Origin of the sequence: Dyadobacter luticola, assembly GCF_005860805.1 — a bacterium.
GTDB lineage: Bacteria > Bacteroidota > Bacteroidia > Cytophagales > Spirosomataceae > Dyadobacter > Dyadobacter luticola.
Genome location: NZ_VCEJ01000004.1, coordinates 1,966,206 through 1,987,969, shown reverse-complemented (window position 1 = coordinate 1,987,969; position 21,764 = coordinate 1,966,206). Strand labels below are relative to the sequence as shown.

Sequence of the window (21,764 nt, the reverse complement as noted above, 5' to 3'; positions counted from 1 at the left end):
GCTTCGTAAATCAACCCTGGCCCGACAACATTGTCACCCTACTTCAAAGTTAAAATCACCGTTCATGACCAGCCTGGCATCCGTCGTTTCGGGGTTGCCGGGAATTTGCAAGCCCTTAATCTTAGCCGTTTTACCTTTGCTCAACAAATCATATACATGCTTGTCGGTGAGCTTTTTTCCTAAAAATTCAAATGGAATTTTAAATCCGCAGGCCTGGAAGTTGGAGCAGCCGTAGGCGGTTTTTCCTTTTTTCAGCAAATGTTCTTTGCATTTCGGGCAGGTCAGCGCTTCAATGTTGATTTCTTCTTTCTGCGCTTTGGGCTTGACCGGCTTTTTTTCTTTTTCTTCTTTTAAAACTTCCACCGGAGCTTCTTCGGCAATGCTGATCGCTCTTCCACGATTGCTTTTCACCTCCTGCGTAAGGTCTACCACCATCTGTATCAGCTCCTGCTTGAAGGTTTCCATCGAATAATCCCCTTTTTCGATGAGCCGCAGCTTTCTTTCCCAGTTTCCGGTCAGCTCTGCACTTTTAAGGAGTTCATTTTGAATGGTATCGATGAGGTCGATGCCGGTTTGTGTAGCAAAGATGTTCTTCTTTTTCTTTTCAATGTAGCGCCTTTTGAAAAGCGTTTCAATAATGTTCGCACGCGTCGATGGCCGGCCTATACCATTGTCTTTCAATAACTCACGCATTTCCTCGTCGTCCACCTGTCTCCCGGCGGTTTCCATCGCGCGCAATAATGTGGCTTCCGTATAGGCTTTTGGCGGCGACGTTTTTCCCTGGTGCACCCGCGGCTCGTGCGGGCCTCTTTCGCCAACTTCGAAATTGGGCATTACCTTTTCTTCTTCCTCTTTTTTAGGATCAGCTTCTTTTTTATCATTCAAATAAAGCTCCCGCCAGCCGAGTTCGAGGATCTGTTTACCAGTCGCTTTAAATTCTACCTGCCCCGCTTTCCCCAGAACCGTCGTATTTGAAACTTTACATTCAGGATAAAAAACGGAGATAAACCGGCGTGCTACCAGGTCATAAATTCGCTTTTCGTCTTGACTAATGTGGTTTGGCAAAACACCCGTGGGAATGATCGCGTGGTGATCGGTGACCTTTTTATCATCAAAAACATTCTTCGATTTCGGGATCGGCTTCGCCAGCAGCGGCGCGGTGAATTGGGCGTAGTAAGTCAGTTCACGCAAAATCCCCTCGACTTTCGGGTAAATATCTTCCGACAAATAAGTCGTGTCAACCCTCGGATAGGTGATGAATTTCTTTTCGTAAAGATTCTGGGTATGTTTTAATGTTTCCTCAGCTGAGTAGCCATACTTTTTGTTCGCCTCTACTTGCAGCGAAGTGAGGTCAAAGAGCTTTGGGTTTCCTTCTTTTCCTTCTTTCTTTTCAAATGAGGTGATCTCAAAATCGTGCTGCAAAAGATAGGCAAGACCTTTTTGTGCTTTTTCCTCACTTTTGAGGCGCTCGATGTTGGCAGTAAATTCTGTTTCCCGGTAAATGGTTTTCAGCTCCCAATATTCCTCCGAAACAAAAGCATTGATCTCCTTCTGCCGCTGCACGATCAGCGCCAAAGTCGGTGTCTGCACCCGGCCAATGCTCAGCACCACTTTTCCCTGCCCGAATTTCTTGGTAAAAAGCCGCGTCGCATTCATCCCCAGCAGCCAGTCGCCGATGGCGCGGGCACTGCCTGCCGCATATAAATTATTGTAGATTTCGCTGTCTTTGAGTTTTTCAAAACCCTCGCGGATCGCTTGCTCGGTCAGTGACGAAATCCAGAGACGTTTCACTGGTACATTGCATTTGGCTTTCAGCAGCACCCATCGCTGGATCAGCTCGCCCTCCTGCCCCGCATCCCCGCAGTTGATCACCTCGTCACATTGACTCACCAAATTCTCTATCACGCCGAACTGCTTCAATGCACCCGCATTGTCGATGAGCTTGATACCAAAGCTCGACGGGATCATCGGCAAATCTTCCAGGCGCCACGATTTCCAGCGCTCGGTGTAGTCGTGGGGTTCTTTTAATGTACAAAAATGCCCGAATGTCCAGGTTACCTGATAGCCATTTCCCTCATAATAACCGTCACGACGCTGGTTCGCCCCGATTACATTTGCAATATCCTTCGCCACGCTCGGCTTTTCGGCAATACACACTTTCATAGCCGCAAACTTACTCTGCCGACTGCTTTCTGCCTTTGATCAGAAAGTAAACCGATGCAATAAAAGTGATTAAGTAAATGATTCCCAGGGCAGTATTTTCAAATCGAAATGTTTGAAAATCAAACTGTTTATAAAGTGTTATTCCTAAAATGATAGCGACAATTGCCCAGACTGGGTTCATTGGAATGTGACAGTTAGGTTGAGTTTTTGGCGAAAATAGCGATTTCTAATTGAAAGGGATCGGTTTAAAAATCTCCCAATGATGCCCGAAAGGATCAATCAAATGCCCCAACCGGTAGCCATAGCTCTGGTCGGCGACTTCATAAACGACCGTCGCGCCCGCCTTCACGGCCTGCGCAAATAAAGCGTCCGGATCTTCCACCTGCAACCCAATCCTTACCGAAATGCCTTTCTGACGCTCCGGGCTTACATTCCCATACTCCTCCGATTCGTCGGCCACCACAAATCGCGCACCCATCACCTCCAACTCCGCCACCACTTCCCCATCCGGCGAAACATTCGACATCAAAATCGCGGCCCTGAAAGCCTCCTGATAAAATTCGATAGCCTTCCCGCCATTACGCACGCTAAGTGTCGGGACAATGATTGCCTGGGCTGGGTTTTGGTCCATGGGTTTGGTTGGTTTAAGTTTAGAACAAAAATTTCGACAGTTACAAAAAAGGCAACTAACCTAAGCCAGTTGCCTTTTTTTCCTGAAAATACAATATATTTTATTCTCCCGGAAGCTTGACGTTTTTCAAAGTTTCCGCCATGCGGTAGGTTTTTTCAACAATGACATTTCTTCGCTGTGAAGCGGTGGAATCAGAGTCTTTCTTAGCTTCGCTAGTAGGACTCTTCGGTTTTTTCGCTATTGTTGTCTGCATAATTCCCATCTGTTTTTTCAAATTTAATGATTCCTCAGTGATAATAAAAACCCATCAAAATTGATGCCTTTCTGAAAGTCGATGAAGATATCATCCATTTTTATAAAGCCATAAAGGCGCAGCTCTTTCGGGATTTCATCCAAGATGTTCGATATTTCTCGTTGATACAGCCTTGTTCTGGCCCGTGTACTTCCCTCAGCAAATAAGAAGGCGAAGGGATATCTTTGCAAGAAGTCTAGCGCAATTATCGCGATCGTACTCAAAATCCTGCGAAAATCTCCATTTCTCGTCTGTATCATGTCGTCTACCATTTGAAGTTCCTCACTCCAAACACCGAAGCCTACATTGAACAAGTCCTGCCTCGAATTAGTCTCCACCTTCGCGATAAAAGTCCGTAGTTCAAATCGCCCGTTTGGCCCTTCACTGAAAAATCTGCGGGAGTCGAAAATCTCAATGCCCGGCATATTGTCTTTATAACTTCCAGCATCGATTACTTCTGCATCGTATGTAGATACGCTCATTTATATGATTTGTATAGTGTGCAAAACTGACCAAAGCTACACCTTTTTTACGAAGCGCATCATTAGAATATTTCCCAATCAAATCAAAAAACCGGCGCGGCTGCTACTCCTGTCCGCGACAGATAAAAATGCCAGATGATCATGCAAGCGACAGTCCTGAATGGCTTCCAATGATTTGTGATTTCCAGCACTTCTTCCTTTGTTGCGGCAGGCAGATTTTTCAGACGTTTGGTTCCGTTGATGGCGGCGAGGTCGCCGAGGGGGAAGATGTCGATTCTTTGGAGGACGAACATGAAGTAGACGTCAATCGTCCAGTGGCCGATACCTTTGAGTCGGATCAGCTTTTCTCGGACTTTTTCATCGGGTAAGCTTGGGAAAAGCGTGAGGTCGGTTTCGCCGTTTTGCAGGGAAAGCGCCAAGCCGCGGAGGTAAGCGGCTTTTTGGCGGCTGACGTAGCAAGCACGCATCTCTTCGTCATTGAGCAAAAGCAATGTTTCCGGCGTGAGGGTTTTGGTTTTTTCGCGGAGTTTATTGAGGGCCGCGAGCGCCGAGGCCAGTGAAACCTGCTGTTCCAGGATAATGTGTACGAGTGTTTCGAAAGTGTTAGGGCGCGTCCACATGGGCGGATACCCGTATTTTTCCAGCACCGATTTCAGGTCCGCATCCATTTCAGCCAGCTGGTCGCAGATTTCGTGAAAGTTCTCCTGGTTAAATGTTGTTGGCAGCTCCGGCGTCAGTTCCATTTTTTTTACTCATCATTTAACTAATGGCCTCCTCTTCATTGGTAAACCGCGCGGTAATTTTTCCTACTGTCAGACCCTGCACAATGATGGAAAATAGTACTACGAAATAGGTGATGGCCAGGAAAAGGTTTTTGTTGAGATCATCGTCGATGGAGAGTGCGAGGGCGATGGAGACGCCGCCGCGCAGTCCTCCCCAAACAAGTATCGCCACAGATTTTTTCCCAAAACGGGATTTGAATGGAATCAGCTTTACCGGCACATATATCGAGATAAACCGCGCCAGCAAAACGATTACGATCGTAGCCATACCAGCCCAGCCAAACCGTCGCAAATCGGGGATCAGCAGCAGCTCAAAGCCAATAATCATGAATAAGATCGCATTCAAAATCTCATCCAGCAGCTCCCAGAATTTGTCGATATAATCCCGCTCGGTATCCGAAACCGCACCCGGATTTTTACCAAAATTACCAATCACCAACCCGGCCGCGACCATCGCCAACGGACCAGAAATGTGTAGCGATCGCGCCGCCAGATGCCCACCCATCACGATCGCCAGGGTAATCAGTACGTGCACATTATATCCGTCGACACGGTAGATCATTTTGGAACCAACAAAACCAAGTACAAAACCAAACGCAATCCCGCCCAAAGCTTCCTGGACAAATAACAGCGTAATGCCGCCCAGTGACGTATTCACGTCCTCGCCTCGGGCCAGCGCCAGCATTAAGATAAAAACCACAACCGCCATGCCATCATTAAAAAGCGACTCGCCGGCAATTTTGGTCTCGATGGATTTGGGGACACCGGCTTGTTTCAGAATGCCTAAAACGGCAATCGGATCGGTCGGTGAAATGAGCGCGCCAAAGACCAGACATTGTATCAGCGGAATAGGCAAACCGAGCAGCGGCAAAATCGAATAAATGAGCAAACCGATCACGAATGTGGAAATGATCACGCTCACCGTCGAAAAAATAATAATGGGCATGCGCTGCTCTTTCAGGTCTTCCAAATGCAGATGGATTGCCCCGGCGAAAAGCAGGAAATTGAGCATTGCGCCCATTAAAATCTCGGTGAGATCGACGCTGGCGATCAATGTGGTGACGCGATCGAATGTGCGCGGGAATATGCTGTCTGTGGCGATCAGGGCCAGGGAAACCATCAAAGCGATGACCATGATCCCGATCGATGGCGGAAGTTTTAAAAATCTTGAGTTTAAATAGGAAAATACGGCCGTGAGCACAATCAGCGCCGAAAAAGAATAATATAACTCCATGAAATTGTTCTGTTGAATACTCAAGAATACAAATTCCAGCCCACAAACCGGGTCTGCGCGGGTGATTCTAATGGTATTCTAACATGCTTTTGCGGTGCCGGTTTTTCGATGGAACGCGTTTTGTAGAAGGTGGTCGAACTTTTAACCGGGGTGCTTTAGCATCCCCAAATCCGAGTAACATGGCGAAAAGGAAAGCACAACAAGATCCGGCCGTAGACCAGCCTGAAAATGACAAGGTCCGCAGCCTGGCGCCTTTTATGGAGGATTCAACCGGAGAACGGATGAATACGAATACAGGGCTCCTCATCAACGATGACCAGAATTCTTTAAAAGCAGGTGAACGCGGCGCTTCGCTGCTGGAAGATTTTATTCTGCGTGAAAAAATTACCCATTTCGACCACGAGCGCATCCCTGAGCGGGTAGTGCACGCAAGGGGTTCGGGTGCACATGGTGTTTTTAAATTGTATAAACCGCTGGGCGAATATACCCGCGCAAATTTTTTGAATGATACCGAGGTTGAAACCCCGGTTTTCGTGCGTTTTTCTACCGTAGCAGGTTCCCGCGGCTCGACTGACCTGGCTCGTGACGTGCGCGGTTTTGCCGTCAAGTTTTATACCCAGGAAGGAAATTTCGACCTGGTGGGGAACAATATGCCGGTATTTTTTATCCAGGATGCCATTAAATTCCCCGATCTGGTGCACGCTGTAAAGCCGGAGCCGGACAATGAAATTCCGCAGGCAGCATCGGCACACGATACTTTCTGGGATTTTATTTCGGTAATGCCCGAATCGGCGCACATGATCATGTGGCTCATGAGTGACCGCGCAATCCCGCGCAGCTACCGCATGATGGAAGGTTTTGGGGTACATACATTCCGTCTGGTAAATGCAGCAGGTGTTTCACACTTTGTAAAATTCCACTGGAAACCTTTGCTGGGCGTACATTCGGTGGCCTGGGATGAGGCGCAGAACATTTCCGGAAAAGATCCGGATTTCCACCGACGTGATTTGTGGGATGCGATCGAAAGCGGCAGTTTCCCAGAGTGGGAACTGGGATTACAGATCGTACCGGAAGAAGATGAGTTCAAATTTGATTTCGATTTACTCGATCCTACCAAGATCATCCCGGAAGAACTGGTACCTGTGCAGCGGATCGGTAAAATGACGTTGAACCGTAACCCAGAAAACTTTTTTGCAGAAACCGAGCAGTCGGCATTCCACCTTGGGCATGTTGTGCCGGGGATCGATTTTACGAATGATCCACTTTTGCAGGGAAGACTTTTCTCTTATACCGATACACAGCTGATCCGCCTAGGTGGACCGAATTTCCAGGAAATCCCGATCAACCGACCAATCGTACCGGTGCACAATAACCAGCGCGACGGCTACATGCGGCAGACGATCAACCGTGGCAAGGTAAGCTACGGTCCGAATGCTCTGGGTGATGGTTTCCCGATCCAATCGAAAGTTTCGGAAGGCGGATTTGCTTCCTACCCCGAGCGTATCGATGCACGCAAGGTTCGCGCGCGCAGCAAAAGTTTCCTTGACCATTTCAGCCAGGCGAAACTGTTTTTCAACAGTCAGTCGGATCCTGAAAAAGACCACATTGTGGATGCTTTGAGCTTTGAATTGGGTAAGGTACAATCCGGCGAGGTACGCCAGAGAATGCTGGGTATTTTGTCGATGATCGACAGCGGCCTGGCTACGCAGGTAGCATTCAAGCTCCGCCTGCCGGTACCCGAAGATCCGGAATTGCCAATGAACCGCAGCATACCTGCGGATGCTGATCCGGCTGACTACGATCCGGAAGTGAAAGAACCATCGATAGCTTCTTCGGCAGCATTGAGCATGGCTAACCAGCCAAAAGACAGTATCGAAACACGTAAAATCGCTTTCCTGGCAGCCGATGGCGTGGATGGTACTGCTTTGCAAACCGTCAAATCGGCTTTGGAAAATGCAGGTGCAGTGGTTGAAGTGATTTCAACTCGTCAGAACTATCTTTTGTCGGAAGCGAACGAGCAAATTCTGGTCAACCACAGCTTACTTACGGCGGCGTCGGTATTATATGACGCGGTGTACGTGCCGGGCGGTACTAATAGTGTGGCCGAAATTGCGGCGGATGCGGACGGCGTGCATTTTCTGAATGAGGCTTTCAAACATTGCAAAGCGATCGCAGCAGATGCCGGCGCCACTCAGGTGATCGAGGCAACGAATTTTGCCAAGAAAGTACCTGATAGTTTCGATGACGAAACGGTTTTGATGGAAGGCATTGTGATCAGCGAAGATCCGGCGCAGCTATCCGAATGGTTTATCAAAGCCATCGCGCAGCACCGTTTCTGGGATCGCGAGAAACCGCGCAAGGTTCCAGCATAATTGGAAGTTGAATTGTTTTTGAGAAAATCAAAAATGATTTTAAGACAGCCGCAAATGTTGCGGCTGTCTTTTTTATGCTTCGTAGCCCAGCAATGTTAATGCTTCTTCATTCCCCTGCTGCACGGCCAGGTCGGCGACAGACTGGCCTCTTTTATCCAGTAAGCTTACATCGGCACCTGCATCGAGCAGCAGCTGCACCATATTATTCCTGCCAAACATCACCGCGAACATCAGCGCAGTCCCGCCATTTCCGTGTTGCAAATTCAAATCAGCACCATTTTCGATCAGCAGTTCAGCGATTTCGGGATAACCTTTAAATGCCGCACCCATCAAAGCGGTGTTCCCGCCAAAATCTGCAGCATTCACATCGGCCCCGGATTGCAGCAAAAACCGCGCAGCTTCCAGCCGGTTATTATAACACGCAATGATCAGCGGCGTGTATCCTTTTTCATCCTGCACATTGAGGTCCGCGCCTCTTTCGACGAGTTCGGCCAGCACGCCGGTTTCACCCAGCCGTGCTGCATGTATGGTAATTTCGGTAATATTTTCCATGAGAATAAATGTTATTGGCGTGGGTTTAGAAAAAATGTGCCACAGGATTTTGACACAACCTTTAAACCGAATAATAACCTTTCCCTACATTAAAGCCTCGTCCAAATCGGGATTATCAAACCATCGGTTACATTTGATAAACTGCCTGACCCACTATGAAAAAATTCTGCCTGATTACTGTTTTGCTCTTCCTGTTTTTTCAGGCTTTTGCGCAAAATCCGAATGTGACCATCAGCGGGTTCGTGCGCGAAAAAGGCAGCATGGAATCACTGCCCGGCGTGCATGTTTATCTGGGCCAATCGGGCATCGGCTCCGTAACCAACACCTACGGCTTTTACTCGGTTTCCGTCCCGAAAAAAGATTCTGTTAAAATCTCCTATTCATTTGTTGGCTACGATCGTGCTGAAATTTCCTTATCAGCCACAACCGACAAAAAGATTGACATCACACTTTCACCATTTACGCAACTAGACGAAGTAACGGTTCTGGCGGGACGCGAAGGTGAAAAAGTGAGTGAATCGGTGCAGATGAGCAAGATTGAAATACCAATAAGCCAGATCAAAAAGATACCTTCTTTTTTTGGAGAAAAAGACGCGATACGTGTTTTGCAGCTGATGCCCGGCGTGCAGAAAGGCAGTGAGGGTCAAACTGGTCTGTACGTTCGCGGAGGCGGCCCGGAGCAAAACCTGATCATCCTGGACGACGCAGTTGTGTACAATGCCAGCCATTTATTCGGCTTCTTTTCTGTTTTCAACAGTGATGCCCTCAAAAGTGTGGAGCTGACTAAAGGCGGGTTTCCTGCCCGGTACGGCGGCCGGCTTTCGTCGGTTGTCGAAATGAATATGAAAGAAGGCAGCAAGGAAAAGTTGCATGGCGAAGGCGGGATCGGGCTGCTGTCGTCGCGGCTGACATTGGAGGGGCCGCTACTCAAAAACAAGGCATCTTTCCTTGTCTCTGCCCGGCGGACTTACGTGGATGCGCTGGCAGGTTTGGTGGTACAAAATCAGCAGAAGACTAATTACAGCAGTGCGAAACCCAAATATTTCTTCTACGACCTGAATGCGAAGGTCAACTATGATTTTGGTAAAAAAGACAAACTGTACCTGAGCGGCTATTTCGGAAAAGACCGGTACGGTTTACGCGAAAAATACGATCGCCACGACAACCGGTCAGCAGTGGATTGGGGTAATGCGACGGCTACCCTGCGCTGGAACCATTTGATCAGTAACAAACTTTTCGTCAATACTTCGCTGATTTACAGCCGGTTCAATTTCAACATTTCATCCAGTGACGAGACACTTGATTCACTCGGCACGGTGATCGACGAGGCGGTGATGGATTACCGCAGCCTGATCCGGGATTACAGTATCAAAACCGATTTTGATTTTTATCCGGCTCCGGGGCATAAGATCCGGTTTGGCGCCCAGGCCACGTCGCACCGGTTTGTCCCGTCTGCGCTGGTGATCCGCGACCCGAATTATCTTGGTGCGATAGACATCAGCACGGCGCCTATCAATACCGTGGAAGCCGGAGCGTACATTGAAGATACCTGGCAGCCGGTTGCCCCGCTGAAAATCAATGCCGGATTTCGTCTGAGCGCTTTTATTACCCAGTCCAAAACTTACATCAGGCCCGAGCCGAGGGTGTCCGCAGCATTCAAAGTCGGAGAAGATTTGTCTGTAAAAGCATCCTATGCCCGGATGAACCAATATGTACACCTGCTGAGCAACACCGGCATGGGGTTGCCGACGGACCTCTGGGTACCCACCACCGACAGCATTCCGCCGCAGCAGTCGAACCAGGTGGCGCTTGGCCTGGCGAAGGATCTGGAAAAACAGGGCTTGACGGTGACGCTGGAAGGTTATTATAAAAAAATGAGCAACATTATCAGCTATAAAGAAGGTGCGTCATTTATCCGGCTGGACGGCGCCAATGCCAACGAGCTGGATTGGGAGGACAATGTTACCACCGGCAAGGGCTGGTCTTACGGAGCGGAATTCATGGTCCAGAAGAGAACGGGCCGACTTTCCGGCTGGGTGGGCTACACGCTTTCCTGGACCAAATGGCAATTCGCCGATCTGAACTTTGGCCGGACATTCTATCCTCGCTACGACCGGCGTCACGACATTTCGGTGGTGGGGATTTTTGAACTGAACAAACGTTTTACACTTTCGGCCACCTGGGTTTACGGTACCGGCAACGCACTAACCTTGCCCATTTCCCGCTTTTCGACATTCGACAACACATTCTTGCTCAAACCATACAGCTTTGGAAATGTCAATACCGAATACGGACAGAAGAATTCGTTCCGGGCAGAAGCTTATCACCGGGCTGATCTGGCGGTGCAATACCATAGAAAAAAAGGACGGTTTGAGTCAACATGGGAACTGGGCGTGTACAATGCTTACAGCAGAAAAAATCCGTTTTTCTACCAAATCCGTCAGAAAATGGATCCCAGAAACCCGAACGACGGCGTGAATGTGCTCACCCGGTATTCGCTATTCCCGATACTTCCTTCCATCACCTATAACTTCAAATTCTGACCCGCATGAAATGGATCTATAATCTGATGATAGTTATGTCGGCGCTGCTTTTTTGTAACTGCGAAGGCCTGGTGGAAGACCTGGACGCCAGCAAGCTGCCCAAAGTTGAATCGAAACTCGTAGTATCCTGCTTCATTTCGCCGCAATCGAGTTTTATGAATGTCATTGTGAGCGAATCGCAGCCGCTGCTTGGGCCGGCAACATACAGTCCGATGTACGTTCCCAACGCGGAAGTAATACTTTCAGGAGAAGCCGGCCAGATCAGACTACCCTATCGCGATTCTGTCAATCAATATTATGTCGATAGCAGCGCGTTTAAAATTATTGCCGGGCAGAGTTATACGCTCACAGTCAATGATGGTAAAAGGTCTGTGAAGGCGACTTGTACAGTTCCGGTTAAGGTGCCTAAAATCAAGAATATAGTGATAGAATATCTACCTGAGTTTGAATTCATTTACCTGGGCATGCTTGTCCGTGCATTGTGGGCAGATATTCCGGGAGAAAAAAACTATTACTCTTTGCGAGGCTACTTTAATAACAGCATTACCTACCTGGATGCGATGTCGGGAGATTTGAAGCCCGTCCGCCGAAATGATATCACCGAATTTCGGTTTCTGCCCGCGATCAATAATTTGTTTAACGATGAGAATCTTGACGGGACAACTTTTGCAAGTCAAGACATTCAATTTGTACTTGGTAAAAAAGAGACAATCGTTTACCGCGACAAAAACAATGTTGAACATTCTTTTAACAGTAATCCCAGGGTCGATGTCATTCATCTCGAAGTCATGAACCTGGACGAAAACTATTACCAGTTCCTAAAAACGAGGGCAGATTATAAGGAAGACAACAAATTCACGGAACCCACGCCGGTTTTCACTAATGTGGAAGGAGGCTTGGGTTGCTTCGGCGCGTACAATGCTGCCATTTTTGAAGATCGGACGGGATGGTAAATCCCCGGGATAATAACCCGGGGATAATACCTCAGAAAAAAATTATCGCCACCCCAACCCAGGTGCCACGTGCTCCAAAATAGACGACAGCACATGCACATTGTAATCCACGCCCAACGTATTTGGGATGGTCAGAAGCAACGTATCTGCTTCCTGGATCGCTTCGTCCTGTGCCAACTCTTTGATAAGCTGGTCGGGCTCAGCGGCGTAGCTTCTGCCGAAGATGGCGCGTTTGTCCTGCTCAATCATGCCGATTTTGTCGCGGCGGTTGCTTTCCTGGCCGAAGTAGTAGCGGTCCTGCTCATTCACCAGGGCGAAAATCGACCGGCTTACTGAAACCCTCGGCTCACGCGCGTGCCCTGCTTTTTTCCACGCGTCTTTGTACAGCCTGATCTGCTCGGCCTGCTGCACGTGGAAAGGTTTGCCGCTTTCGTCGTATTTTAATGTTGAGCTTTGCAGGTACATACCATTTTCCGCTGCCCATACCGCGGTAGCATTGGAGGCGGCGCCCCACCAGATGCGCTCCCGCAAGCCTTCGGCGTACGGTTCCAGGCGCAATAAGCCTGGCGGGTTGGGGAACATGGGATTTGGATTAGGTCGCGCAAACCCTTTACCATCAAGTTTTTCCAGGAATTCCAAAGCCTTGCGGCGCCCCATCTCCGCGTCGGTTTCGCCTGCGGCAGGTTCGTACCCGAAATACCGCCAGCCATCGATTACCTGTTCCGGCGATCCTCTGCTAATACCCAATTGTAATCGCCCCTCAGAAATGAGGTCTGCCGCACCGGCGTCTTCCACCATGTACAGCGGGTTTTCATAACGCATGTCGATCACACCCGTACCAATTTCAATCTTGCTGGTTTTGGCACCGATGGCCGAAAGCAGCGGAAAGGGCGAGGCGAGCTGGGCAGCAAAATGATGCACCCGGAAATACGCGCCGTCCAAGCCGATTTCCTCGGCTGCCACAGCCAGATCGATGGATTGGAGTAAGGTATCGCTGGCTGTCTGGGCGTTATATGCCGGATGGTTTGACCAATGTCCGAACGATAAAAATCCTATTTTTTTCATAAAGCGCCTTTCAAATTCATTTCAAATTAGACATTCAAATTGCCCCTAAAAGTTCCTGATTTTACCGTAGGCCAGGCGCGGGTCTGGGGATTCTAGCATGATTATTATAGGGAAGTGCGAATCAAATTATAGCTTCATCAACAAACGAATCTTTCATCAAAAGCTAAAAACAATGGATAACAAAGGAAAATACGCACTGATCACCGGGGCAACCAGCGGAATCGGGTTTGAACTGGCGAAACTTTTTGCCCGTGACGGGTATAACCTGGTGATCACCGCCAGGGATGAGACAGAACTGTCAAACGCACGCACAACATTGATCGAATCGGGTGTAGAAGTGGTGACGATTGCCAAAGATCTTTTCGACCGTGAGCAGGCTTTCGCGTTGTATGCCGATATCAAACAGCTTGGTATTGAAATAGATGTACTTGTCAACAATGCCGGACAAGGTGTTTACGGTCAGTTTGACAAAACCGACATTGACCGCGAACTGATGATCATTGACCTCAACATTGCCTCGCTGGTGATATTGACGAAATGCTTCCTGACGGATATGATCGCAAGAAATTCGGGTAAGATCCTGAACCTGGCGTCGGTTGCGAGCAAGCTGCCTGGTCCTTGGCAGGCGGTGTACCATGGTACCAAAGCATTTGTACTATCGTTTACCGAAGCCATACGGGAGGAAACAAAAGACACCGAAATCACGCTCACCGCGCTGATGCCGGGCGTGACTGATACCGACTTTTTCAACAAAGCGGATATGCTCGATAGCAAAGTGGTGCAGGACGAAGACGCCATGGCAGATCCGGCAGATGTGGCCAAGGATGGGTACGACGCATTAATGGCAGGCAAGGATAAGGTGATATCGGGCCTGAAAAACAAGTTACAAATTGCGATGGCGAACCTGACGCCAGACCGCTTGGTAGCGCACCAGCTTAATGAGCAGCAGAAACCCGCGTCTCAGGAATAATCCAAAAAATTTTCATCCGCTGAATAACTGTTAAAGACATTCAGCGGATGAAAACCTTTCTCCTATTTCCCGGTGACCCGGTTGAGGCGGTACCACTTATAGCCGTAGCCATCCAATGCAATGCGCGGACCTGCACCGGTTTTCTGATCATCGTGACCAATCAGGTCTATCAATGTGCCGCCGTCGAGCGGTAGCTGTGCAGTTTGCGGCTTGTCGCTGAAATTGTGGAGTATCACCAGCGTTTCTCCTTCATAATCATAACGGAATGCCAGTATGGAGGCCGATTTTGCATCCATCACCTGGTATTTCCCCATCCCGATTTCCGGACTTCCTTTTCGCAACCGGATCATTTCTTTTGTCCAACTCAGCAAAGATGAAGGGTCGCGGGTTTCCGCATCGACATTCACTTTCTGATAACCAAATTCCCCGGTGCTGATCACCGGCCGGAATACGGAATCCGCACTTGTAAAGCCTCCGAAACGTGCCCCGCTCCATTGCATCGGCGTGCGGACGGAAATCCTTTCTTTTAAACTTTGGTCATCACCCATGCCCAGCTCGTCGCCGTACCGGATCACCGGCGTGCCCGGCAGGGAGAATAACAGGCTGTATGCCAGCTCAATGTGTTTTCTGTTGTTGGATAGCATGCTTGCCAGCCGGCGGCGTATCCCGCGGTCGTAAAGCTGCATGCTGGAATCCGGGCCGAAGCGTGCGTAGACCTGGTTCCGCTGTTTATCCGTAAGCCGGCCCAGGTCAATTTCATCATGATTTCGGAGAAAATGCGCCCACTGCGAGGCGTCGGGGATCATTTGTGTCTTAGTGATGGCTTCTTTGAAAGGTGCCAGCTCGCCGGTGGCAAGCGCATAGAACAAAAACTGGTTTGCATAAAAATTAAACATCAGCTGCATCCCTTCCCCGTTCTTACCAAAATAATTCAGGTTCTCTTCCGGCTCAACATTTGCCTCGCCCAAAATGGCCACATCCGCCCGCCGCGACTGTGCAAACTGCCGAAGATCCATCAGCAGCTTGAAATCCAGCTTCGGTTTTTCCGTCCCGGTTTTTGGTACTTCAATGATAAAAGGAACCGCATCGAGCCGGAAGCCTGAAATGCCCTGGTTAAGCCAGAAGCCGATAATTTTCTGACATTCCGCCACCACTTCCGGATTTACAAAATTGAGATCGGGCTGGAAATCGTAGAATCGGTGGTAGTAATATTTACCCGAAATAGAATCCTTTTTCCAGGTACTTTTTTGCACACCCGGAAAAACCATTCCCTTGTTGTGGTCTTTGGGCAATGTTTCCGACCAGACATACCAGTCGCGGTACTTTGCTTTTTCACTGCTGCGGGCATTCCGGAACCAGTGATGCTGCTCGGAAGTATGGTTGATCACCAAATCCATCAAAACCCGGATCCCCCTCTTTTGCGCCTGGAACATAAAATCGGCAAAGTCGCCGCCGGTGCCCAGCCTCGGGTCAACACTGTAAAAATCAGCCACATCGTAGCCATCGTCCTGCCCGGGTGTGGGCTGGAACGGTGCCAGCCAGATCGCATCCACCCCCAGCGCCTTCAAATAATCCAGTTTTTGGATCAATCCCTGAAAATCGCCCCGGCCATCGCCGTCGCTGTCTTTAAAAGTGCCCACTTCCAGGTTATAGATAATGCTGTTCTTAAACCAGAGCTGGTCCTGCATCTGCACAGTCGCCAGCTTTTGCGGCTGGGCAGCCACATTTACACACACCAAAAGGGACAGAAAAAGGAGGTACCGGTATTTCATTCGTTTCAAAATGTTTAGAAGTGATGGTTGACGCGTCCGAATTTGAAATAACACATTGTGTTGACGGCGCTGTGTTGTTAAAATCGTTCCATACGCGCTTCGGGAACAGTTTTTTCTAATGAGGCGACCGTATTTAACCAGTCGGCAGGCAGTGGAATAAAATGAAAAAGCAGGATGTAATGATTTGGGACTGGTACCGGGTTTTGTTTGGGGAAACGCCGGTAATCTTTTTGGTGGAAATTTTGCTCAGGACAATTCTGATGTACGCGGTACTTCTGGTGATTGTCAGAATGATGGGCAAGCGGATGGGCGGCCAGCTGACGATTTCGGAAATGGCTGTGATGATTACCCTCGGTGCGATCGTGTCGCCGGGTATGCAGATGCCGCAAACCGGGTTGCTGCTATGTGCCACGATCCTGGTGTGTGCGCTCGTATTTCAGCGTGGAATGAACTTCCTGGAATACCGGAGCGAGAAATTTGAGCAAATAACGCAGGGGAAACTGAGCATTCTCGTCAAAAATGGCGTCATCCAGCTTGACGAAATGAAGGAAACCAACATTTCCCGGCAGCAGCTTTTTGCCAAACTCCGCAGCGAGGGCGTCTACAATCTTGGTGAAGTGGACCGGGTTTACCTGGAATCGTGCGGGCTTTTTAGTGTTTTCAAAAACGAAAAGGCGCTGCCGGGTCTATCCGTTTTTCCGCCCGTCGACGAGGCGATCGGCCGGTATCTTCAGCAGGATGATTCGGCACAAAATGTTTGCGCAAGTTGCGGAACAGTCGCCTCAACTGTGAATTCCAAGGATAACTGCGCCGCCTGTGGCGCCCATCAGTGGCAGATCGCCAGCACTTCACAAAAAGAACAATCAAAGTAATGTTATGAAAAAAGAAGATATCCATTTCGGCGACTGGCAGCGCGTTTTTTTAGGCGATGTACCAGGTGGTTTTTATTTTGAAGTCATTTTCCGGATCGCGGTCATCTATGTTATACTGATGGTTTCGATGCGGCTCATGGGAAAAAGAATGGCGTCGCAGGTAAGCCGGAACGAGATGATCGCGCTCGTTTCACTGGCTGCGGCCATCGGGGTACCTTTGCAGGCGCCCGACAGGGGCATTCTTGCCGCAGTGATCATCGCAGCCGTCGTCATATTGATGCAGCAATGCATTGCGCGGCTCAGCATTATCAACCAAAGAACAGAATCCCTCACGCAGGGCGACCTCACCGTGCTGATCAACGACGGTCAGCTGGATCTGAGCCAGATGAAATTGAGCGGCATCACGCGCGAAAAAGCCTTTGCGCAACTCAGAAGCCGCGGTACCAGGCATTTGGGAGAAGTAAAACGGCTCTATTTCGAAGCAGGCGGCTCCTTTTCATTTGTACCGAATGAGCCGGCCGTTCCGGGATTACTGATTTTGCCGGACAATGATGAAGCATTTGCCTCCCAGGTATGCAAAGTCACGGAGCAAAAGATTTGCAAAAAGTGCGGGAGTAGTTTTAATGTAGAACAAGACGATTCAAAATGTCCCCATTGCGGAGCGAAGGAATCGACATTTGCGGTATTGTAATGTTGTAAAATTGAGAGGCTAAAAAAGCAGCCTGTCCCAGAATTTGAGACAGGCTGTTTTTTATTATTTATAAACTAAGGACCTTCTTCAAAGATAAATGCTACTCGGCCTCGGCTGTGAGAGAAACTTTATCCAGATCCACTCTCGCCGGCCCGGTCAGGACCTGGCCTTCTGCATTATACCTCGCGCCGTGGCAAGGACAATCCCAGCTTTTTTCCGAGTTATTCCATTTTACAATACATCCGGCATGCTTGCAAACCGGATCCAAAGCGTGGACCTTCCCGGATTCGTCTTTGTAAACGGCCAGCTTTTGCCCCTCGTAAGTTACGATCTCACCAGTGCCCACTGGCAGTTGGTTCAGCGAATCCACTTTTTCGGTTTTAAAGCGATCGCCAATGAAGCGAGCAGTCACATCTGCACTTTCCTTGACAAATTCCGTAAATCCTGCCACCGGTTTGATCCGACCCGGGTCGTATAACTTTTCGTACAAACTTGTCTTTTTCAGGATCAAATCACTGATGACCATAGCAGATACCGTCCCCAGGATCATGCCGTTACCATTGAAACCCGTGGCCGCATACACACTTTTCGAATCGCCCGGCAACTTGCCAATGTAAGGTACCCCGTCGGCAGGAACAAAATATTGAGACGACCACTGTTCTGTTACCTCAGCCACATTATAGCACGACTTGGTAAATTCGATCAGGTCCGATAATGCCTTTTCCGGGTCGCCGTGGCCAGTCTTATGGTCGTGCCCTCCTGCCACCAGGTACTTTTGCCCGTCGATCACGTGAGTCCTGAAATAATGATACGGGTCTTTCATATCATATACCAGATCGTCGGGATAAGCGTCATCGGTCAGTGTCGCGGCGATCACATAGCTACGGTATGGCGCATTTTCAAAGTGCAGCAGATTGATGCCGCCCGGCGGAATGTGGGTTGCATACACCACCGACAACGCCTTGATCTCGCCGTTTTCTGATTTTGCGATGTTGATCCCTTCGCCTCGCTCAATATCATTGATCAGCGTATTTTCCAGCACGATACCGCCCAGCCTGATGAATTCTTTCTGCAATCCCAGGATGTATTTCAAAGGGTGAAACTGCGCCTGGTTCTCAAAAACCAGGGCCTTCTGGTAAGCAACGCGGGCCGGTGCCTGGGTCGTAATTTTAACTTCAACACCTACATTCAGGCTGCTTTCCAGGATATCGTCGAGCTGTTTTACTTCGTCATCTGTCTCAGCGTAGACATATCCTTTTTTCCAGTCAAAGTCGCAGTCAATGTGATAGGTTTCCACCAGCTCGTGGATCAGCTTCACCGACTTACCGATCGACTCGGCAAAAAGCCGCGCGGATTCTTCATCAAATGCATCTTCGACTTCTTTAAATGTCGTATCGGCAAAGGTATTGATGTGGGCGCTGGTACCGCCGGTCGTACCGTAACCCGCATGATGGGCATCCGCTACCACGCATTTCAAGCCTGATTTTTGTAACAAAAGCGCCGTCGTCAGTCCGGTAATCCCGGCCCCGACAATCAGCGCATCGTAAATTTTTGCATTATCCGGCGAAGCTGAAATTGTTTCGTCCTTCACATTTCTTTGCCAGAGACTTTTATTTTCACCGTCGCGGGTGATTTCGTTTGGTTCTGCATTCATATTTTTCGCCATTTTACTGATTAACAATATTGCAATCGAGCGCAGGGAATGTAAAAAAATGTGCCATGTAGCAGATGTTGGGCGCGGAGTATTAGGCAGGCAATTCGGCAAAAGCCGCTTTATACCCGTTTACTGCGCAGATAAAAGATGAATGCACAAAAGTCTGCGGGAAGTTTCCGAGCATTTTTCCGGTTTTCAAATCCATTTCTTCGCTGAAATAACCCAGATCATTCGCACAGCCTAGCATGGCATCCAGGATGGTTTTTGATTTTCCCAAATTTCCGGCCAGGGCATAATAATGTGCTACCCAGCAGCTCGCAGCAAGGAAAACGCCTTCCTTCGCGGAGTCGAATTCCAGCAGGTGGCGGCGGTACAGATCTCCATCACGGTATCTTGCCTCAATCTCCGCTATCGTGTTCTGCATCAGACTGCTGTCGGGCGCGTCAAATTCAAATGGCGCAAATAATGCGCAGGTAATATCCACATCTTCGGACCCGGCATAGACGGCGTATGCACCGTAGCTGGTGATGCAATGTTTGTTGATAAATTCACGAATCAACCGTGCATTGTGAAGCCAGCGATCGGCCAGCTGCTGGTCGGGCTGGTAGGCGGCCATCACTTCCAGCGCCCGTGCCGCAAAAGCTTTGCTGGATGTATAATGTTGCTGCTGCTCCTCTTCCCAGATACCATTGTCCTTCCGCTCCCAGTTCCGGCAAATGTAGTCAGCTATCGTTTCGACGGTATCCCACTCGATTTTGCAATCGTATTTCTGGTAAATCGCGTTACAGGCCAGGAGGATACTTGATTCGGCATCCAGCTGAAACTGACCGGCCGCCGTATTTCCCGCCATCACCGGCACACTGCCCTGGTAACCCGAAAGTGGCAGCTCGCGCGCGTCCATCCGGATCGTCTGGTCTATCCCGTAAAAACATTGCACATGCGACTGCCGGTTTTTCTTCTTCGCGCCAGCCACAAAAGACATGAATTTCCGCTCCATTTCACCGTTCGTTTCAAGCCCTACCAGGCTGGACGTGATCAGCGCCGCATCACGCATCCACACATACCGGTAATCATAATTGCGACTCCCGCCGATTACCTCTGGTAAAGCAATGGTCGGCGCGGCAATGATACCGCCGGTCGGTTCAAACACCAGCTGCTGCAAAGCACGGAGCGAGCTGTACACTTCTTTTTCAAAAGGGCCTTCGTATTTCACATAAGCCTCAATTTCCTCCCACTTTTCCAGTGTAGTCTTTAAAGCTTCGTCAAATGTTTCTCTGTCAATTTGATCAGAATCAATCAAAGCAAACCAACTTTCCTCCCCTGCCGGGATCTCGCAGGTAATGTTATCTCCTTCAAGAATAAGCTTGTGTGAGCAGTGCAGCCACTGTTTGCTGGATTTTATTTCAATGATATGATTTGAAAAAACGGACAGCCCGGCATCTGCCAGTCCATAGTCCGCACGAAGGCAGATATGGCTAGTTAATCTTACCTGGGCGGGGCTGGTCATCCGGCAAATTCCTTTGAATGCAGCCTGAAGGGGCATGAAATCGGTCAGGGTAAAAGCGCCTTGGTCCGTTGAAAAAGTAGTATAGAGTACACTGCTGCGCCCCTCGAAGTGACGTTCTTCAAACTTTTTACCATCGGCTTCAATGTCCCAGAAACCGCCTTTATCAATGTCAATCAGGGAAGAAAGCAGCGCTGGCTGGTCAAAAGCGCCCGGACAATACCAGCTGATTGTTCCATCACGATCGAGCAATGCGCAGGTATGCCGGTCACTGATCACAGCCAGCGATGCAATTTGAGGTTGTTTCATTGTAGGGACAGCATTATGGATGCCCGCTTCCACCCGCAGAACCGTAGATCTGCCCGGTCGCAAAACTGGCGTCACCATCGGCGAGCTGAACGTAAATAGAAGCTAGTTCGGCCGGCTGTCCTGGTCTGCCCAGGGGCGTAGCTTGCCCAAATTCCACAATTTTGTCCTGCGGCTGACCGCCACTCACTTGCAGCGGCGTCCATACCGGGCCCGGCGCGACACCATTTACCCGGATACCTTTCGGCCCCAGTTGTTTCGCCAGCGATTTTACAAAGGCAACATTCGCCGCTTTCGTCTGCGCATAATCGAAGAGGTTTTCCGACGGATCGTACGCCTGAACGGATGAGGTAGCAATGATCACCGAGCCTTCGGCCAAGTGCGGCAATGCAGCCTTGGTAATCCAGAAAGGCGCATAAATGTTTGTTTTGATCGTCGCATCGAAGCTTTCCGACGTAATGTCCAGCAGCGAATCCACCGCCTGCTGGCGTCCCGCATTATTTACCAGGATATCCAGCCCACCCAGCTTTTCCACCGCCTGGCTTACCAGTTCCTCGCAAAAAGTTTCTTCTGTAATGTCGCCCGGGATCGCGAAACCTTTCCGGCCTTCCGCCTCGATCAATGCGACTACTTCGTCGGCATCGGACTGTTCCTCAGGCAGATAATTAATGACGACATCCGCTCCCTCGCGTGCATAAGCAATCGCAGCGGCCCGCCCGATTCCCGAATCACCGCCTGTGATAAGCGCCTTTCTGCCAGCCAGCCGGCCCGATCCTTTGTAACTTGTTTCGCCGTGATCAGGCACCGGATCCATTTTGGAAGCCAGTCCGGGCACATTCTGTGGTTGTTTATTAAATGGTGGCTGCGGGTATCTCGTAACCGGATTTTGAAGCGAGATTTTTACTGTCTCAGACATGTTGATGAAG

General features: G+C 49.4%; 18 protein-coding genes. 6 read left to right on the top strand and 12 right to left on the bottom strand.

Annotated elements, in window-relative coordinates; translation table 11 throughout:
* Nucleotides 1–33 precede the first annotated feature (33 nt).
* The 6 genes from FEN17_RS18965 to FEN17_RS18945 form a co-directional block, all read right to left on the bottom strand.
* The gene (locus FEN17_RS18965; RefSeq protein ID WP_138366879.1) at nucleotides 34–2,163 is read right to left on the bottom strand and encodes a type IA DNA topoisomerase; all 2,130 of its coding nucleotides are present in this window, start codon (nucleotides 2,161–2,163) and stop codon (nucleotides 34–36) included.
* Between the two features lie 226 nt (nucleotides 2,164–2,389).
* A complete protein-coding gene (locus FEN17_RS18960; protein ID WP_138366878.1) occupies nucleotides 2,390–2,794 on the bottom strand; it encodes a VOC family protein in 405 nt (134 codons plus the stop codon).
* A gap of 100 nt (nucleotides 2,795–2,894) precedes the next feature.
* Nucleotides 2,895–3,068: a hypothetical protein gene (locus FEN17_RS27325; protein WP_171037957.1), complete on the bottom strand. Its 174-nt coding sequence runs from the start codon at nucleotides 3,066–3,068 to the stop codon at nucleotides 2,895–2,897.
* Between the two features lie 2 nt (nucleotides 3,069–3,070).
* Nucleotides 3,071–3,568 carry a DUF6934 family protein gene (locus FEN17_RS18955; protein ID WP_138366877.1) on the bottom strand — a complete coding sequence of 166 codons (498 nt, stop codon included), beginning with the start codon at nucleotides 3,566–3,568 and terminating at the stop codon, nucleotides 3,071–3,073.
* An 83-nt stretch (nucleotides 3,569–3,651) separates the two neighbouring features.
* Complete coding sequence (locus tag FEN17_RS18950; RefSeq protein ID WP_138366876.1) at nucleotides 3,652–4,311, bottom strand: DNA-3-methyladenine glycosylase family protein; 660 nt, start codon at nucleotides 4,309–4,311, stop codon at nucleotides 3,652–3,654.
* Between the two features lie 16 nt (nucleotides 4,312–4,327).
* Nucleotides 4,328–5,584, bottom strand: coding sequence for a cation:proton antiporter (locus tag FEN17_RS18945; protein ID WP_138366875.1), 1,257 nt, complete (start codon nucleotides 5,582–5,584; stop codon nucleotides 4,328–4,330).
* A 179-nt stretch (nucleotides 5,585–5,763) separates the two neighbouring features.
* Between FEN17_RS18945 and FEN17_RS18940 the strand changes: the two genes are divergently transcribed.
* On the top strand, nucleotides 5,764–7,956 hold the full coding sequence (locus tag FEN17_RS18940; protein WP_138366874.1) for a catalase: 2,193 nt from the start codon (nucleotides 5,764–5,766) through the stop codon (nucleotides 7,954–7,956).
* A gap of 72 nt (nucleotides 7,957–8,028) precedes the next feature.
* On the opposite strand, the gene FEN17_RS18935 is transcribed toward FEN17_RS18940, so the two are convergent.
* Nucleotides 8,029–8,508 (bottom strand): ankyrin repeat domain-containing protein, encoded by a 480-nt coding sequence (locus tag FEN17_RS18935; RefSeq protein ID WP_138366873.1) that lies wholly within the window; start codon nucleotides 8,506–8,508, stop codon nucleotides 8,029–8,031.
* Between the two features lie 155 nt (nucleotides 8,509–8,663).
* Here FEN17_RS18935 and FEN17_RS18930 point away from each other — a divergent pair, with 155 nt between their 5' ends.
* On the top strand, nucleotides 8,664–11,051 hold the full coding sequence (locus FEN17_RS18930) for a TonB-dependent receptor (RefSeq protein ID WP_138366872.1): 2,388 nt from the start codon (nucleotides 8,664–8,666) through the stop codon (nucleotides 11,049–11,051).
* A gap of 5 nt (nucleotides 11,052–11,056) precedes the next feature.
* The gene (locus tag FEN17_RS18925) at nucleotides 11,057–12,004 is read left to right on the top strand and encodes a DUF4249 domain-containing protein (RefSeq protein WP_138366871.1); all 948 of its coding nucleotides are present in this window, start codon (nucleotides 11,057–11,059) and stop codon (nucleotides 12,002–12,004) included.
* 42 nt (nucleotides 12,005–12,046) lie between these two features.
* Here FEN17_RS18925 and FEN17_RS18920 read toward each other — a convergent pair whose 3' ends face one another.
* Nucleotides 12,047–13,069: an LLM class flavin-dependent oxidoreductase gene (locus FEN17_RS18920; RefSeq protein ID WP_138366870.1), complete on the bottom strand. Its 1,023-nt coding sequence runs from the start codon at nucleotides 13,067–13,069 to the stop codon at nucleotides 12,047–12,049.
* 172 nt (nucleotides 13,070–13,241) lie between these two features.
* Here FEN17_RS18920 and FEN17_RS18915 point away from each other — a divergent pair, with 172 nt between their 5' ends.
* On the top strand, nucleotides 13,242–14,039 hold the full coding sequence (locus FEN17_RS18915; RefSeq protein ID WP_138366869.1) for an SDR family NAD(P)-dependent oxidoreductase: 798 nt from the start codon (nucleotides 13,242–13,244) through the stop codon (nucleotides 14,037–14,039).
* A 62-nt stretch (nucleotides 14,040–14,101) separates the two neighbouring features.
* On the opposite strand, the gene FEN17_RS18910 is transcribed toward FEN17_RS18915, so the two are convergent.
* Nucleotides 14,102–15,811 (bottom strand): alpha-amylase family protein, encoded by a 1,710-nt coding sequence (locus FEN17_RS18910; RefSeq protein ID WP_229208881.1) that lies wholly within the window; start codon nucleotides 15,809–15,811, stop codon nucleotides 14,102–14,104.
* Between the two features lie 161 nt (nucleotides 15,812–15,972).
* Between FEN17_RS18910 and FEN17_RS18905 the strand changes: the two genes are divergently transcribed.
* Together FEN17_RS18905 and FEN17_RS18900 are read left to right on the top strand one after the other, a co-directional pair.
* Nucleotides 15,973–16,683 (top strand): DUF421 domain-containing protein, encoded by a 711-nt coding sequence (locus tag FEN17_RS18905; protein ID WP_138366868.1) that lies wholly within the window; start codon nucleotides 15,973–15,975, stop codon nucleotides 16,681–16,683.
* Nucleotides 16,684–16,687: 4 nt separating this feature from the next.
* A complete protein-coding gene (locus FEN17_RS18900) occupies nucleotides 16,688–17,374 on the top strand; it encodes a YetF domain-containing protein (protein ID WP_138366867.1) in 687 nt (228 codons plus the stop codon).
* A gap of 100 nt (nucleotides 17,375–17,474) precedes the next feature.
* Here the strand turns inward: FEN17_RS18900 and FEN17_RS18895 are convergent, their stop codons facing one another.
* The 3 genes from FEN17_RS18895 to FEN17_RS18885 all read right to left on the bottom strand — a co-directional run bounded on the left by FEN17_RS18895 (nucleotide 17,475) and on the right by FEN17_RS18885 (nucleotide 21,754).
* Complete coding sequence (locus FEN17_RS18895) at nucleotides 17,475–19,028, bottom strand: FAD-dependent oxidoreductase (protein ID WP_138366866.1); 1,554 nt, start codon at nucleotides 19,026–19,028, stop codon at nucleotides 17,475–17,477.
* A 91-nt stretch (nucleotides 19,029–19,119) separates the two neighbouring features.
* Nucleotides 19,120–20,841, bottom strand: a complete 1,722-nt coding sequence (locus FEN17_RS18890; protein WP_171037956.1) for a glycoside hydrolase family 15 protein — start codon at nucleotides 20,839–20,841, stop codon at nucleotides 19,120–19,122.
* 13 nt (nucleotides 20,842–20,854) lie between these two features.
* Entirely contained in the window at nucleotides 20,855–21,754 is a 900-nt protein-coding gene (locus FEN17_RS18885) for an SDR family oxidoreductase (protein WP_138366864.1), read from the bottom strand.
* Nucleotides 21,755–21,764 lie beyond the last annotated feature (10 nt).